The sequence below is a fragment of the Bradyrhizobium sp. USDA 4011 genome (assembly GCF_054063415.1).
This window is the reverse complement of record NZ_JBSSGG010000001.1, coordinates 846,489-860,734: the sequence shown is the minus strand read 5'-3', so window position 1 is coordinate 860,734 and position 14,246 is coordinate 846,489. Positions and strand designations below refer to the sequence as shown.

Sequence of the window (14,246 nt, the reverse complement as noted above, 5' to 3'; positions counted from 1 at the left end):
CTCCTGATGGTGCCGCCGCAACAGACTGTGACCGCGGCCGATCAGCCCACGGCCACCCCGGCCGCCGAGAAGGGGACGCTGCTCGGCACCCTCGTTCATCTCTGGCCCTACATCTGGCCCGGCGATCGCGCCGATTTGAAGATGCGCGTGATCTGGTCGGTGGTGCTGCTGCTGTTCGCCAAGCTCGCGACGCTGTCGGTTCCGTTCACCTTCAAATGGGCGATCGATGCGCTGAACGGCACGGGTTCGGCGCCGGTCGCGACCTCGAACTGGGTGGTCTGGCTGATCGCCTCGCCGGTGCTGATGACGATCAGCTACGGCGCGGTGCGGATCATCATGGCGGTGCTGACGCAGTGGCGCGACGGCATCTTCGCCCGCGTCGCGATGCACGCGGTGCGGAGGCTCGCCTACATCACCTTCGTGCACATGCACGAGCTGTCGCTGCGCTTCCATCTCGAGCGCAAGACCGGCGGCCTGACCCGCGTGCTGGAGCGCGGCCGCTCCGGCATCGAGACCATCGTGCGGATGGTGATCCTGCAGCTGATCCCGACCATCGTCGAGGTCACGCTGCTGGCGGGAGTGCTGCTCTGGCAGTTCGACTGGCGCTACGTGCTCGCGGTGCTGATCACGGTCGTCGTGTTCATGTACTACACCTACATCGCGACCGAGTGGCGGATCGAGATCCGCCGCAAGATGAACGATTCCGATACCGAGGCGAACACCAAGGCGATCGACTCGCTGCTCAACTACGAGACGGTGAAGTATTTCGGCGCCGAGGAGCGCGAGGCCAGGCGCTACGACCGCTCGATGGAGCGCTACGAGCAAGCGAGCGTGAAGACCTACACCTCGCTCGCCGTGCTCAACACCGGGCAGGCGATCATCTTCACCGCGGGGCTGACCGCGACCATGCTGATGTGCGCGTTCGGCATCCGCAACGGCACCCACACCGTCGGCGATTTCGTGCTGATCAACTCGATGATGATCCAACTGTACCAGCCGCTGAATTTCATGGGCATGGTGTATCGCGAGATCAAGCAGGCGATCATCGACATCGAGAGGATGTTCGACGTGCTGGCACGCGATCCCGAGGTGAAGGACGTGCCGGGCGCCAAGCCGCTCGTGGTGTCCACAGGCAGCGTGCGCTTCGAGGATGTCCGCTTCGCCTACGAGCCCGACCGCCAGATCCTGAAAGGCCTGAGCTTCGAGGTGCCGGCCGGCAAGACGGTCGCGATCGTCGGTCCCTCCGGCGCCGGCAAGTCGACGATCTCGCGGCTCTTGTTCCGGCTTTACGATGTCTCGGGCGGCCGCATCCTGATCGACGGCCAGGACATCAAGCAAGTGACGCAGACCTCGCTGCGGTCGGCGATCGGCATGGTGCCGCAGGACACCGTGCTGTTCAACGACACCATCCGCTACAACATCCGCTATGGCCGCTGGGATGCCGTCGACGACGAGGTGGAGGAGGCGGCGCGGCTGGCGCAGATCGACGGCTTCATCCGGATGTCGCCGCAGGGCTACGAGACCCAGGTCGGCGAGCGCGGCTTGAAGCTCTCTGGCGGCGAGAAGCAACGCGTCGCGATTGCGCGCACCGTCTTGAAGGCGCCGCCGATCCTGGTGCTCGACGAGGCGACCTCGGCGCTCGACAGCCACACCGAGCACGAGATCCAGGGCGCGCTGGAGCGGGTCTCGCGCAACCGCACCTCGCTGGTGATCGCGCACCGGCTGTCGACCATCGTCGGCGCCGACGAGATCATCGTGCTGGACCAGGGCCGGATCGCCGAGCGCGGCACCCATGCGCGGCTTTTGGCCTCGGGCGGCCTCTACGCCAGCATGTGGAACCGGCAGCGCGAGGCCGAGGAGGCCCGCGAACGGCTCGCCCAGGTCGATGACGACGGCACCGCGCCGAATCGCCTCCCGCCCGTGGTCACCGATTCGTCGGATGATTCCACCCCTGACGCGGGTGAGAAACCCTTGCCGACCGCCGCGGAATAGTCGATTTAGGGCCTCTCCCGCCAAACGGGGCGGGGAAACGCAAGCGAGCTCTGATGTCGATCGCCAATTCCATCCGCGCACAGATCCCGCCGATCCACCCCGAGGGCTATCCGTTCATCGGTGGCTTCGCTTTGGCGAGCCTGATCCTGTTCTGGATCTGGACCCCGCTGGGCTGGATCGGGACGCTGCTCACGGTCTGGTGCGCGCTGTTCTTCCGCGATCCCGTGCGCGTGACGCCGCTGCGCGACGGCATCGTGGTATCGCCGGCCGATGGCCGCGTCTCGATGGTCGTGCAGGCGCTGCCGCCGGCCGAGCTCGGCCTCGGCGACAAGCCGCTGCCGCGGGTCTCGGTGTTCATGAGCGTATTCAACTGCCACGTGAACCGCAGCCCGGTGGCCGGGCGCATCGACCGCATCGCCTACCGGCCCGGCGCCTTCATCAATGCCGAACTCGACAAGGCGAGCGAGGACAATGAGCGCAACTCGCTGGTGATCTCGGGCGCCAATGGACGCATCGGCGTGGTCCAGATCGCCGGCCTCGTGGCGCGCCGGATCGTCTGCTTCGTCAAGGAAGGCCAGTCGATCGGCGCCGGCGAGCGTTTTGGCCTGATCCGCTTCGGCTCGCGGCTCGATGTCTACCTGCCCGAGGGCACCAAGGCGCTGGTCTCCGAGGGGCAGACCGCGGTGGCCGGCGAGACCATTCTGGCGGATTTCCGCAACGCCGACCCGGGCCGCACCTACCGCGCCGATTAACTCTGTTTCGCCAGTCTGGAGCTCCCCTTTCGCCCGGAATCGGAACCGGAGCTGTTGTTTTCTATCTTGACGCGTTTTCTTAACGCGAACCGCTATCCACTTCGGTGGAAAACGCTTTACCAGCCGGTTCCCGCCACGATGGCGGAGCCGGGCCATGCTTGCTATATTGCAAGACTATGATGCCCTTTGATCCCAACTCCACCGAGTCTCGCCGCCGCCGGTTCCGCCCGATCCCGGTGCGGATGCTGGTGCCCAACATGATCACGCTGCTGGCGATCTGCGCCGGCCTGACCGCGATCCGGCTGTCGACGGAAGGGCGGATGGAGCTTGCGGTCGCCGCCATCGTGTTCGCCGCGATCCTCGACGGCATCGACGGCCGCGTCGCCCGCATGATCAAGGGCCAGTCGAAGTTCGGCGCCGAGCTCGACAGCCTCGCCGACTTCGTCAATTTCGGCGTCGCGCCAGGTCTGATCCTTTATTTCTGGCAGCTGCACGAACTGAACAATGGCGGCTGGATCGCCGCGATGGTGTTTGCGATCTCCGGCGGCCTGCGGCTGGCGCGCTTCAATGCCTCGATCGACGACCCGAACAAGCCGGCCTTCGCCGCCAATTACTTCACGGGTGTGCCGGCGCCGGCCGGTGCGATCACCGTGCTGCTGCCGATCTATCTCGCCTTCCTCGGCGTGCCGATGCCGCCGGCAACGCTGACGGCGTTCTACACGCTCTTGATCGCCTTCCTGATGGTGTCGCGGCTGCCGGTGTTCTCCGGCAAGACCGTGAAGATGCGTGTCCCGCCGGAAATGGTGCTGCCGGTGTTCGTGTCGGTGGTGTTCTTCGTCGCGCTGCTGATCGGCTATCCCTGGCACATCCTGTCGGCGGGTTCGGTCGCCTATTTGATCAGCCTGCCCTGGGGCTGGAAATCCTACCGCGACCAGGAGCGCCAGCTTGCGGCGCAGACGCAAGGCGCAAGCGCGCCGGCGCCGGCATCACCGTCGCCTTACACGCCACAGGTCACCGATCCGGACCACGACGATCGTCCCGCGCATCTACATTGAGAGGCGCACGGATCCTCTCCGCGTCATTGCGAGCGAAGCGAAGCAATCCATGCCGCGGCATATGCGGAGAGATGGATTGCTTCGTCGCTTCAGCGCAAAATTGCTCTGCAATTTTGTCGCGAGCTCCTCGCAATGACAAAGAGGGGTGGGCAGTCCATCTTCCCAAATATCAGCCATGAGCGTGCCTCGGTTGGGTTCGCCTGCGATCTCGGCTATAGGCTGGGACGGCCCAGCGAACGCCAAAAATCAGGAGAGAAACGCCGTGACGACATCCGCTTCCGCCCCGCTGCCTGCTTCCGTCCTCGAGGCGTTGGCGCGCTATGACACGCCGACGATCTGCAACGCGATGGAGATCGTCGCGCCGGAGCGTCGTCTGATCGGCTACACCGTGAAGCCGCTGGTCTGCCCGTTCCCGACCTTGCCGCCGATCGTCGGCTATGCGCGCACGGTCGCGATCCGCTCGGTGCTGAAATCCGGCCTCTCGGCCGAAGAGCAGTCGAAGCGCCGCATCGAATACTATGAATATGTCGGCACCGGCTTCGGTCCGCGCATCTCTGTGATCCAGGACATCGACGGTCCCGACGTCGGCTATGGCGCGTTCTGGGGTGAGGTGCAGAGCGCCGTGCACAAGGCGCTCGGCTGCCTCGGCGTCATCACCGACGGCTCGATCCGCGACATTCCGCAATGGGCGCCGGGCTTCCAGGCGCTGGCCGGATCGATCGGCCCGTCGCACGCCTGGGTGCATGCCGAAAGTTTTGGCGGCGAGGTCCGTGTCGCCGGCATGACGGTGCGCTCCGACGACCTGATCCACGCCGACAGCCACGGCGCGATCGTGATCCCCTATGACATCGCGGCGAAGCTGCCCGAGGCCGCCGAACTCTGCGGCCGTCGCGAGACCCCGATCCTGGACATCGCGCGCAGCAAGGACTTTACCCTCGAGAAGCTGAAGGACGCGCTGAAGCGTTCGGCGGAAATCCACTAAGCGTTCTTGAGTTTAAACCCGTCCGACGAGCTCTCGGTTCACCTCTCCCCGATGGGGAGAGGTGAAGATCCGCCGACATTCATGGCGATCAGGCCGGCGCGACCTTCGCGACCTCGGATGCGCCGCGGATGGTCATGTCGACCGCGACGTAGAGGATCACGGCGAGGCCGACATAGGCGATCCAGCGGTGGTTCTGCAGCAGTTTTGCGATGAAGGTGGCGGCCGCGCCCATCATCGCGATCGAGAGCGCGAGGCCGAACACCAGCACGATCGGCTGCTCGCGCGCCGCGCCCGCAACAGCCAGCACATTGTCGAGCGACATCGAGACGTCGGCGATGATGATCTGGGTCGTGGCCTGCCACAGCGTCTTGCGCTGGCCTTCCGCGCCATCGGCTGCATGCTCGGCCGTCGTCTCCTGTGCGGTGGCGCGCAACTCGCGCCACATCTTCCAGCACACCCATAGCAGCAGGATGCCGCCGGCCAGCAGCAGGCCGACGATCTGCATCAATTGCGTGGTGAGCAGGGCGAACAGGATGCGCAGCAGCGTCGCAGCAGCGATGCCGATCAGGATCGCCTTGCCGCGTTGCTTCGCCGGCAGACCGGCCGCGGCGAGGCCGATCACGACGGCGTTGTCGCCGGCCAGCACGAGGTCGATGACGACGACTTGCAGCAAGGCGCTGAGGGCGTCGAGTGAGAACAGTTCGGACATGAGCAATGCTCCCCTTGTGGTCGGGGAGTGGACCGTTCGACGCAGGATGTCGCCGTCATGTAGACGGCTAATCTGCCGCGGCGCGTGTGCGCGTCCCGGGTCGAGGCAGGGCCACTCCAACTGAGTTCCAGTCCGACATCGCAGCTTGTGGCTGCCAGAGGGGCCCGGCCTGGGATCTACGGTCAAAGCGCGATGAAATCAGATTGGATTGTCATCGTGCCTTGTTATTTGAGCATGATCTTTTCGGAAAACCGCTTCGCACTTTTCCGGATCATGCTCTACACCGGACGCAGCGCGGCCTGTTCCTCGAAGAACAGCGCTGCCTGATCCGGCTCGCCGAGGATCGCCGCCGCGCACCCCATGAAGGTGAATGCGCCGGCAAAATCCCACAGCGTGAGGTTCGCCACGCTCGCACGCATGTGGATCACGCGCGCCGCAAACGCGGCAATGGCTGCCTCCGCGAACAACACCAGGCTGAGCGCGGGCAGCACGAGTGCGGGCTCAACCAGACGAACAGTCAGGATGATCGGCAGCGCGGTCAGCACCGCGAATAGCAGGAGCATGCCGAACGGCTCCAGCGAGGGAGCCTTCCGCGAGAACCTGTCTGGAATGGACATTCCGATTCTTGCCGACTCTTGGCGATCCTGGCCTTGTTGTTCATCCCGACGATATCAGAACGTATTCACGTTAAGGCGCGGCGCGGCGCCGCGCGACCGCAGGCCGCGCGACAGAGTGTACACTTGGGACCACGGACGAGGGCCGTGGGCGGGCGATTTCGGCGCCGTTTTTGGGTGATCGCGCCGCGGCCTGCCATGGCAAAGTCCAAGCGGCGCATTTATCTTTGCTGGCAGCGCTGGGAGAACGACCGAAGGGCGATTTCCATGAATATGTCCGGCAAGACGGTGCTGATCACCGGTTCCACCGATGGCGTCGGCCGCTACGTTGCGATGAAGCTGGCATCTGCCGGCGCCCGGGTCCTGATCCATGGCCGCGATACCAAGCGGGCGCAGACCCTCGCCGACGAGATCAAGCGAGTCTGCGGCCGCGAGCCGATGTTCTATCAGGCCGATCTGTCCTCGCTCGCCGAGGTCCGCGAGTTCGCCCAGCTGGTGCTCGACGACCAGGAGCGCCTCGATGTTCTGGTCAGCAATGCCGGCATCGGGTCGCAGAACGACGGGCCGGCGCGGCAGACCAGCAAGGACGGCCACGAGCTGCGCTTCGCGGTGAACTATCTCGCCGGCTTCCTGCTCGCATATCTGCTGCTGCCGCGCTTGAAGGAGAGTGCGCCGGCGCGCATCGTCAATGTCGCGTCGCTCGGCCAGCACCCGATCGACTTCGCCGACGTGATGATCACGAAGAACTACAGCGGCGCGCGCGCCTATGCGCAGAGCAAGCTGTCGCAGATCATGTTCACCATCGATCTCGCCGCCGAGCTCGAAGGTACCGGCGTGACCGTCAATTCGCTGCACCCGGCGACCTACATGAACACCACGATGGTGCGCGCCAGCGGCGCGACGCCGATCTCGACCGTCGAGCAAGGCGGTGACGCCATCCTGCGTCTGGTCCAGGACGACGACGTCGCCGGCAAGAGCGGGCTGTTCTTCGACGGCAAGCGCGAGGCCCGTGCCCATGCGCAAGCCTATGACGCCGAGGCGCGTAAGCGGCTGAAGGCGTTGAGCCTTGCGCTCACCGGGCTGCGGATTTCCTGACGCGGAGCGCGGCCGGCGCCCGCTGGGCGAAGGCCGTCGGCGGGTCCGGAAACCGTCTAGACTAGCTCTGGCGTTGCGCGAGATAGAATCCGGCCAATACCGTGACCAATCCGGCTGCCTGCAGCGTGGTCGGCGGCTCGCCGATCAGCAGCCATCCCAGCAGCAAGGTGAGCACCGGCACGGTCGCAGGAAATACGGCGGCGCGGGCTACGCCAAGCCGTTGGATCGACAGCGCGAACAAATACATGGCTGCGGGCCCGGCGAGGATGCCCTGGGCGACGGCTTGCAGCGCATTCTCGTGCAGGCCGATGGCCGCATCGCGCGCCAGCCCGCCCGAGGCGGTATACAGCGGAAACAACGAGAGCGACAGCACGCTGATGACGGTCGCCACCGAGAACGCGGACACGCGCCAATAGCGTACCAGCGTGGCGAAGCCTGCGAACATCAAGCCGGTCGTGACGAAGATCAAATCGCCCATCACGGCGCTCAATCCCATATGGCCGATCGACTCGCTGCCGATCACGGCAAGCCCGATCACGATGACGAGCGCGCCGGCGACCCGAGAGGGTGAGATCTGTTCCTTCAGCAGGACGACGGCGAGAAACAGTCCGCCCAGCGTCGCGCAGGAAGGCTGGATCACGCTGCCATGCCCGAGGGGCACGAACACGAAGCCGGCATAGCTGATCAGCGACATCACCGGGCCGCCCAGCATCATCAGCGCCATGCCGCGGCCCCATCCGATGCCGCAGAGGTCTTTCAGGCCGGCGCGCACAACGAGCGGGGTGAACACGATGCCCGACCACAGGAAGCGATGCATCAAGAGGTCCACAGGCGTGAACCCGACTTTCAGGCCATGCCGGGTCGCCACAAAGCCAAGAGCCCAGCAAAGCGCCGCGCCGAGACCGCATGCGACCCCGAGCAGAATGGCTTTCTTGTCAGGAAGGGCTGCCGTCTTGGGGCCGGCCGCATGTTTGTTCATGCCGGACGACTACGTTAGCGCGCAGGACGGATCAACCCATAGCGACGCAGGGCTGATTGGCGCAGCAACCAATTGCGCAGTTCCTCTTCGGTGAGAAACGTGCAGGCTTGCCGCGGTCCGCTGCTGCTATTGGTCTCGTGCCGCCGCGCGCCATGCACGCGCCTTGGCTGTGGTCTCCTCGACGAAAGCATCCTTGCCGGTTCGATAGGCTTCGATGTCGTCTTGTGAGGAGGCGGCGAGGGCTCGCTTGATCTCGGCGTAGGCGCGGGCCGCCTCGCCATGCGCGCGCAGATAATCGCGAAAAACCAGCCGTGCTTCCCACCGCGGATGCGACGGCTCCATCATATGCAGATGGTGGGTCCATGGACCCGGCGGCCCCTTGCGGAAGAACAGCTCGCCGGGGATCCAGGACGCATATTCCGGCATGTAGACATAGCCGAGCGCTTCAAGAGGCTTGATGCATCGTTGCGCGGCCTCTTCCAGGCTGGGTACGCCGACCAGCAGGTCGATGATGGGCTTCGATGGGAGACCTGGAACGACTGTGCTGCCGACATGCTCGATGGTCAACGCGAACGCGCCGAGAGCCTGCTCGATCCGCATGCGCTCCTGCGCGAACAATGCGGGCCAGTTGGGGTCATAGTCGGAGACGACAATCGACCCGGCGCCGTATTTCTCCACGTTCACCCCCTGATCGTCGTTTACAGAGTATCACGCGGGCGGCACTCGTAGGGTGGCATAGCCGAAGGCGTAACCCGCCGTCTTTTGGCTTAGTTGGTGGGTTACGCTTCGCTAACCCGCCCTACGAACTCTGCTTCACCTCGACAGGCTGCTTCGCGAACTGCGGAAAAGTCTCGGCCACGACGGAACCATCCAGCCGCCAGGAATAACAGCCGCCGACGAAGAACGGCGGCTCGGTGGCGCCCTGCTGGTGATCGAGCGCGCCGCGGCCCTGCGGATCCTTGCCGGAGGTCGCGGTCTGGAACAGGGTCGTCACCGCCGGGCCCAGCAGCTCGGCGAGATGGGTGCAGGTCTCCAGCCTGCCGATCTTGCGGCGGACCAGCTCGCGCCAGCCCTTGCCGATGCGTTCGCCGACCAGGCGCTGCAGAATGCCTTCGACGTCGAGGCAGGACGGGTAGGGCGTCGAGGTCATCGTGGTCCCGGTCTCGCGGATCGTGAAACTGTCGTCGACCGCGAGCCGCAGCCTGATGTCGTGCACGGGATCGTCGGGCTGCTGCAGGCCGCGATGCCTGTCCTGCCGCGCATAAGGCTTGGTGTCGACCAGCCGCGCCTCGACTTCCCACAGCCCGTCGTCACGGAGATAACCGAGACATTCGACGGAGCGGCGGTGCATCAGGCGGCGGGGCTTGCCGTCGGCGTTGGTATCAGGTGCGGACATCGGAACTCGCTGGATTGAATCTAAGCCGATCCAATCGGCCGCATGCCGCGGTGTCAACGGTCGCGGCTGAATGGCGTCATGAGCCTCCGTCATTCCGGGGCGATGCGTCAGCATCGAACTATGGTGCGCAATTGCGCACCTGAGAATCTCGAGATTCCCCGATGCGCCATTGCGCATCTGAGGTTCATGCTTCGCATGCCCCGGAATGACTGGATCGAGAGATCGCGCCTCGCGCCTTAGCTCACGCGCCGCTCCCGGTTCTCCCAATACGGCTTGCGCAGCTCGCGCTTCAGGATCTTGCCGGCGCCGGAGAGCGGCAACGGAGTTGCCGTGATGTCGACGCTGCGCGGGCATTTGTAGCCGGCGATCAGCGCCTTGCAGTGCTCCATCAGCTCTTCCGGCGTGGCGCTGGCGCCGCTCTTCATCACCACGACGGCGTGGACCTGCTCGCCCCAGCGCTCGCTCGGAATGCCGATCACGGCGCATTGCGCCACCGCCGGGTGCTGGGCCAGCGCGTTCTCGACCTCGGCCGAATAGACGTTCTCGCCGCCGGAGATGATCATGTCCTTGACGCGGTCGACGACGTAGACGAAGCCGTCCTCGTCCATGTAACCGCCGTCGCCGGTATGCATCCAGCCGTCGATCACGGCGCGCGCGGTCTCCTCCGGACGCTCCCAATAGCCCATCATCACCATATCGCCGCGCACCGCGATCTCGCCGACGGTGCCCGTCGGCACCACCTTGTCGTCCGCATCGACGATCTTCACTTCGGCACCGAGCGTCGCCCGGCCGGCGCCGCGATGCCGGCCCTTGGCGCGGCCATCGCCGATATGCTCCTTCCAGTGCAGCAGGGTGGCGATCGGCGACAGCTCGGTCATGCCATAGGCCTGGGTGAACTCGACATGCGGCAGCGCCTTCATGGCGCGCATCATCACGGCGTCGCTGATGACCGAGGCGCCGTAGGCGATTCGCTTCAAGGACGACAGGTCGTAGGTGCCGAGCGTCGGGTGATCGACGAACATCTGGATCATGGTCGGCACCAGCAGCACGTCGGTGATGCGCTCCTTCTGCACGGCGGCCGCGACACCGTCGGGCGTAAAGCCCTGGATCACGACGTTGGAGCCGCCGGACAGCAGCACCGAATACATCGCCGCGCCATTGGCGAGGTGGAACATCGGCGCCGCGTGCAGGTAGATCGTGCTGCTCGGCCACAGGCCTTCGCCGAGCGCGTTCAGCGCATTGGCCATCAGATTGCCGTGGCTCAGCATCACGCCCTTGGAGCGGCCGGTGGTGCCGCCGGTGTAGAAGATGCCGGCGAGGTCGTCGCGCATGCGCATCGCGTCCGGAACGGGTTCGCTGCGCGCGATCAGCGTCTCGTAATTCTCCATGCCCGCCGGCGTCTCGCCTTCGTCGGCATAGATCAGCTTGAGGCCGGGGATGGCGTTCGCCAGCGTCGTGCCGACCGGCGCAAACGCCTTATCGACGAACAGGATCGTTGCGCGGCAGTCACGCAGCGCATCTTCGTTCTCAATCGGAGACCAGCGGATGTTGAGCGGCACGATCACGGTGCCGGCCCAGCCGACCGCCAGATACAGCTCGAGATAGCGGTCGGAGTTCAGCGACAGGATCGCGACGCGATCGCCGTTGCCGGCGCCAAGCGAGCGGATCGCGGAGGCGAGGCGGGCGACGCGGGTGCCGACCTCGCGCCAGTTGCGCCGCCGTTCACCGCAGACGACTGCGAGCCCGTTTGGATTGACCTGCAGCGCCCGCCGCAGCCCGTGCGTGATGTTCACTCCTGTCCTCCCTTGATGCGTTTCCCACGTTTCCCTTGCGAGGCGGTTTGTTCGCCTTCGCTGCAGCCGGAACGGCTGCCTTGCGCGTTGTTGTCTCGCGCGTTGATGTCATTTGCGTTGTTGTTTTGGCGATGCCTTCGGTGAGGCGGATCGCGAATTCCTCGGCGACGGCGTGTCCGGTCAGCTCGCCGCCGGGCTGGAACCAGTGTCCGATCCAGTTCAGCGAGCCGGCGATGGCGAACGCCGCGAGCTTCGGGTCGCAGGGTTTCACCGAACCGTCCGCGATGCCGGCAGCGATATAGTCGCGGAAGGCGCGGTCGATCCGCCGCTTCGCGGTCTGCACGATCTTGCGGTTATGCTCGCTGAGATCGCGGAGATCGAACCGGACCAGGCTCTTGCCGTAGTCCGTCGTCATCAGCTCGGCGTAGCGGGTGGTGAGCTTGCGTAGCTTGTCGAGGCCGCTGCCGCTGCCGGCCGAGGTCTCGGCAATGCAGTCGTCGACCAGTTCATGGCCGATCGACCAGCACTCGAACAGGATCTCGTCCTTGCCGTGGAAGTAATTATACAGTGCCGGCTTGGTGATGTTGAGCCGCTTGGCGACGTCGTTCAGCGTGGCGCGGTGATAGCCCTGTTCGAGGAACAGCTGCACGGCGGCGCGCAGCACGGCTTCGCGCTTCTCGTCGCGGGCGCGGCGCCGGCTCTCAAACGGCAGCCAGGGCGACTCGGTGTTGGAAGGAGGGAAGCGGGCGTCCATCGCGTGGCTGTTGTCGCATTGACTCCGGAAGGTGGTCCGTATATTACCCATGGGTAATAAATAGTCCAGTGGGTAATTTCCGGGAGGACACGCGATGACGTCACGCACCTATGTTGCCGGGGTCGGCATGATCCCGTTCGTCAAGCCCGGCGCCAATGCGCCGTATCACGTGATGGGCGCCGAGGCTGCGAAGCTCGCGCTCACTGATGCCGGGCTCGATTACGGCCGTGTGCAGCAGGCCTATGTCGGCTATGTCTATGGCGACTCCACTTGCGGCCAGCGCGCGCTCTATCCGGTTGGCATGACCGGCATCCCGATCGTCAACGTCAACAACAACTGCTCGACCGGTTCGACCGCGCTGTTCCTGGCGCGGCAGGCGATCGAGTCAGGCGCAGCCGATTGCGTGATGGCGCTCGGCTTCGAGCAGATGAAGCCCGGCGCGCTCGGGGCCGTGTTCACCGATCGCCCCAGCGCGTTCGACGATTTCGACGCCGCCGCCGACAAGCTGGTCGATGCACCCGGCGTGCCGCTGGCGCTGCGCTATTTCGGCGGCGCCGGCCTCAGCCACATGAGGAAATACGGCACGCCGCTGTCGGCGTTCGCCAAAGTGCGGGCCAAGGCGAGCCGCCACGCCAAGAACAATCCGCTGGCGCTGTTCCGCAAGGAAGTCACCGCCGACGACGTGATGAACGACCAGGTGATCTGGCCCGGTGTGATGACGCGGCTGATGGCGTGCCCGCCGACCTGCGGTGGCGCTGCCGCGATCCTGGTCTCGGAGAAGTTCGCCGACCAGCACGGTCTCAACAAGAGCGTTCGCATTGCGGCGCAGGCGATGACGACCGACACGCCCTCGACCTTCGGTGCATCGGACATGATGCAGGTGGTCGGCTACGACATGGCGCGCGACGCCGCGAGCAAGGTCTATGAAGCCGCCGGCATCGGGCCCAACGATCTCGACGTCGTCGAACTGCATGACTGCTTCGCCCATAACGAGCTGATCACCTATGAGGGGCTCGGCCTGTGCGGAGAGGGCGAGGCCGCGAAATTCATCGACGACGGCGACAACACCTATGGCGGCAAGATCGTCACCAATCCGTCCGGCGGGTTGCTGTCGAAGGGCCATCCGCTCGGCGCCACTGGCCTTGCGCAGTGCTACGAGCTGACGCGGCAGCTGCGCGGCACGGCCGCTGCGACGCAAGTGGAGGGCGCGCGGCTCGGGCTGCAGCACAATCTCGGCCTCGGCGGCGCTTGCGTCGTGACGCTCTACGAACGCGCCTGAGGCCGCCATGGTCGATCAATCCGCCGTCGGGCGTACGTTTACGCCCGTGACCGCGCGCGTCGAGCCGGGACGCTTGCGCTTCTTCCTCGATACCCTCGGCGAAACCAATCCGGTCTATCGTGACGGGGCAGCGGCGCCGGTGCCGCCGACCTATCTGTTTTGTCTGGAGATGATGGACGCGGCCGAGCCGTTCGAGTTCCTGACCGCTCTCGGCATCGATCTCGCCCGCGTGCTGCATGGCGAGCAGCGCTTCGACTATCACGCACCCGTGGTGGTCGGCGACACCCTGACGTTCCGGCCGCGCGTCACCAGCGTGACCGAGAAGAAGGGCGGGGCGATGACGCTGATCGTGGTCGAGACCGCGGTCACCAACCAGGCCGGCATCCACGTCGCCGATACCTCGCGCACCATTGTGGTGCGCAATGCGAGGCCGTCATGAGCAGCAGCGTTCCCGCGGTCGGCGACCTCATCGTCCACAAGGAATTCCCGCCGATCACCCGCCATCGCCTCGCGCTGTACTGCGGCGCCTCAGGCGACCATAACCCGATCCATGTGGATATCGACTTTGCGACAGCGGCCGGTTTTCCCGACGTGTTCGCGCACGGCATGCTGGTCATGGGCTATCTCGGCCAGGCGCTGACGGACGCAGTCAACCCCTCGCGCATCCGCTCGTTCTCGACCCGCTTTGCCGCGATCACCCAGCTCGGCGCCGCGTTGACCTGCGAAGGCACGGTGACCGAACTGATCGAGCAGGGCGGTGAGAGGCGAGCAAGACTCGCGCTCACGACGAAGGATCAGAACGGCGAGGTCAAGCTCGCGGGCGAAGCCGTTATCGCGCTTTAGGAG

General features: G+C 65.3%; 15 protein-coding genes. 8 read left to right on the top strand and 7 right to left on the bottom strand.

Annotation, left to right across the window (positions count from 1 at the left end; genetic code table 11):
* The first annotated feature begins 6 nt into the window (after positions 1–6).
* From ACVW1C_RS04305 to ACVW1C_RS04290, 4 genes are all read left to right on the top strand, one after another.
* On the top strand, positions 7–1,992 hold the full coding sequence (locus ACVW1C_RS04305; RefSeq protein WP_456757319.1) for an ABCB family ABC transporter ATP-binding protein/permease: 1,986 nt from the start codon (positions 7–9) through the stop codon (positions 1,990–1,992).
* A gap of 53 nt (positions 1,993–2,045) precedes the next feature.
* Positions 2,046–2,744, top strand: coding sequence for a phosphatidylserine decarboxylase (locus ACVW1C_RS04300; protein ID WP_092127222.1), 699 nt, complete (start codon positions 2,046–2,048; stop codon positions 2,742–2,744).
* Positions 2,745–2,923: 179 nt separating this feature from the next.
* Positions 2,924–3,799, top strand: a complete 876-nt coding sequence (pssA, locus tag ACVW1C_RS04295) for a CDP-diacylglycerol--serine O-phosphatidyltransferase (protein WP_456757318.1) — start codon at positions 2,924–2,926, stop codon at positions 3,797–3,799.
* 262 nt (positions 3,800–4,061) lie between these two features.
* The gene (locus ACVW1C_RS04290) at positions 4,062–4,781 is read left to right on the top strand and encodes an RraA family protein (RefSeq protein ID WP_456757317.1); all 720 of its coding nucleotides are present in this window, start codon (positions 4,062–4,064) and stop codon (positions 4,779–4,781) included.
* A gap of 88 nt (positions 4,782–4,869) precedes the next feature.
* On the opposite strand, the gene ACVW1C_RS04285 is transcribed toward ACVW1C_RS04290, so the two are convergent.
* Together ACVW1C_RS04285 and ACVW1C_RS04280 are read right to left on the bottom strand one after the other, a co-directional pair.
* Complete coding sequence (locus ACVW1C_RS04285) at positions 4,870–5,490, bottom strand: TerC family protein (protein ID WP_456757316.1); 621 nt, start codon at positions 5,488–5,490, stop codon at positions 4,870–4,872.
* 278 nt (positions 5,491–5,768) lie between these two features.
* The gene (locus ACVW1C_RS04280) at positions 5,769–6,053 is read right to left on the bottom strand and encodes a hypothetical protein (RefSeq protein WP_456757315.1); all 285 of its coding nucleotides are present in this window, start codon (positions 6,051–6,053) and stop codon (positions 5,769–5,771) included.
* Between the two features lie 318 nt (positions 6,054–6,371).
* On the opposite strand from ACVW1C_RS04280, the gene ACVW1C_RS04275 reads away from it, so the two are divergent.
* Positions 6,372–7,199, top strand: a complete 828-nt coding sequence (locus ACVW1C_RS04275; protein WP_456757314.1) for an SDR family NAD(P)-dependent oxidoreductase — start codon at positions 6,372–6,374, stop codon at positions 7,197–7,199.
* Positions 7,200–7,260: 61 nt separating this feature from the next.
* Here ACVW1C_RS04275 and ACVW1C_RS04270 read toward each other — a convergent pair whose 3' ends face one another.
* From ACVW1C_RS04270 to ACVW1C_RS04250, 5 genes are all read right to left on the bottom strand, one after another.
* Positions 7,261–8,178, bottom strand: a complete 918-nt coding sequence (locus ACVW1C_RS04270; protein ID WP_456757313.1) for a DMT family transporter — start codon at positions 8,176–8,178, stop codon at positions 7,261–7,263.
* A gap of 126 nt (positions 8,179–8,304) precedes the next feature.
* Positions 8,305–8,862 (bottom strand): GrpB family protein, encoded by a 558-nt coding sequence (locus ACVW1C_RS04265; RefSeq protein ID WP_456757312.1) that lies wholly within the window; start codon positions 8,860–8,862, stop codon positions 8,305–8,307.
* A gap of 115 nt (positions 8,863–8,977) precedes the next feature.
* Positions 8,978–9,574 (bottom strand): DUF2889 domain-containing protein, encoded by a 597-nt coding sequence (locus ACVW1C_RS04260; RefSeq protein ID WP_456757311.1) that lies wholly within the window; start codon positions 9,572–9,574, stop codon positions 8,978–8,980.
* A gap of 236 nt (positions 9,575–9,810) precedes the next feature.
* Positions 9,811–11,367, bottom strand: a complete 1,557-nt coding sequence (locus ACVW1C_RS04255; RefSeq protein WP_456757310.1) for an acyl-CoA synthetase — start codon at positions 11,365–11,367, stop codon at positions 9,811–9,813.
* Positions 11,297–12,229, bottom strand: a complete 933-nt coding sequence (locus ACVW1C_RS04250; RefSeq protein ID WP_456757309.1) for a TetR/AcrR family transcriptional regulator — start codon at positions 12,227–12,229, stop codon at positions 11,297–11,299. The genes ACVW1C_RS04255 and ACVW1C_RS04250 overlap by 71 nt, the downstream gene beginning before the upstream one ends.
* Between ACVW1C_RS04250 and ACVW1C_RS04245 the strand changes: the two genes are divergently transcribed.
* Genes ACVW1C_RS04245 through ACVW1C_RS04235 form a run of 3 tightly spaced genes read left to right on the top strand, consistent with a single transcriptional unit; the run spans position 12,216 to position 14,243 of the window.
* The gene (locus ACVW1C_RS04245; RefSeq protein WP_456757308.1) at positions 12,216–13,400 is read left to right on the top strand and encodes a lipid-transfer protein; all 1,185 of its coding nucleotides are present in this window, start codon (positions 12,216–12,218) and stop codon (positions 13,398–13,400) included. The two genes, ACVW1C_RS04250 and ACVW1C_RS04245, sit on opposite strands and share 14 nt — an antisense overlap.
* Positions 13,401–13,407: 7 nt before the next feature.
* The gene (locus ACVW1C_RS04240) at positions 13,408–13,839 is read left to right on the top strand and encodes a MaoC family dehydratase N-terminal domain-containing protein (RefSeq protein ID WP_456757307.1); all 432 of its coding nucleotides are present in this window, start codon (positions 13,408–13,410) and stop codon (positions 13,837–13,839) included.
* Complete coding sequence (locus ACVW1C_RS04235) at positions 13,836–14,243, top strand: MaoC family dehydratase (protein WP_456757306.1); 408 nt, start codon at positions 13,836–13,838, stop codon at positions 14,241–14,243. Before ACVW1C_RS04240 ends, ACVW1C_RS04235 begins: the two co-directional genes overlap by 4 nt.
* The last annotated feature ends 3 nt before the right edge of the window (positions 14,244–14,246 follow it).

What these genes read in the sequence shown, in the direction of transcription:
- pssA (WP_456757318.1), top strand. Translation starts at nt 2,924, where the DNA reads ATGCCCTTTGATCCCAACTCCACCGAGTCTCGCCGCCGCCGGTTCCGC.
- ACVW1C_RS04280 (WP_456757315.1), bottom strand. Translation starts at nt 6,053, where the DNA reads ATGCTCCTGCTATTCGCGGTGCTGACCGCGCTGCCGATCATCCTGACT.
- ACVW1C_RS04305 (WP_456757319.1), top strand. Translation starts at nt 7, where the DNA reads ATGGTGCCGCCGCAACAGACTGTGACCGCGGCCGATCAGCCCACGGCC.
- ACVW1C_RS04240 (WP_456757307.1), top strand. Translation starts at nt 13,408, where the DNA reads ATGGTCGATCAATCCGCCGTCGGGCGTACGTTTACGCCCGTGACCGCG.
- ACVW1C_RS04235 (WP_456757306.1), top strand. Translation starts at nt 13,836, where the DNA reads ATGAGCAGCAGCGTTCCCGCGGTCGGCGACCTCATCGTCCACAAGGAA.
- ACVW1C_RS04270 (WP_456757313.1), bottom strand. Translation starts at nt 8,178, where the DNA reads ATGAACAAACATGCGGCCGGCCCCAAGACGGCAGCCCTTCCTGACAAG.
- ACVW1C_RS04245 (WP_456757308.1), top strand. Translation starts at nt 12,216, where the DNA reads ATGACGTCACGCACCTATGTTGCCGGGGTCGGCATGATCCCGTTCGTC.
- ACVW1C_RS04260 (WP_456757311.1), bottom strand. Translation starts at nt 9,574, where the DNA reads ATGTCCGCACCTGATACCAACGCCGACGGCAAGCCCCGCCGCCTGATG.
- ACVW1C_RS04275 (WP_456757314.1), top strand. Translation starts at nt 6,372, where the DNA reads ATGAATATGTCCGGCAAGACGGTGCTGATCACCGGTTCCACCGATGGC.
- ACVW1C_RS04300 (WP_092127222.1), top strand. Translation starts at nt 2,046, where the DNA reads ATGTCGATCGCCAATTCCATCCGCGCACAGATCCCGCCGATCCACCCC.
- ACVW1C_RS04285 (WP_456757316.1), bottom strand. Translation starts at nt 5,490, where the DNA reads ATGTCCGAACTGTTCTCACTCGACGCCCTCAGCGCCTTGCTGCAAGTC.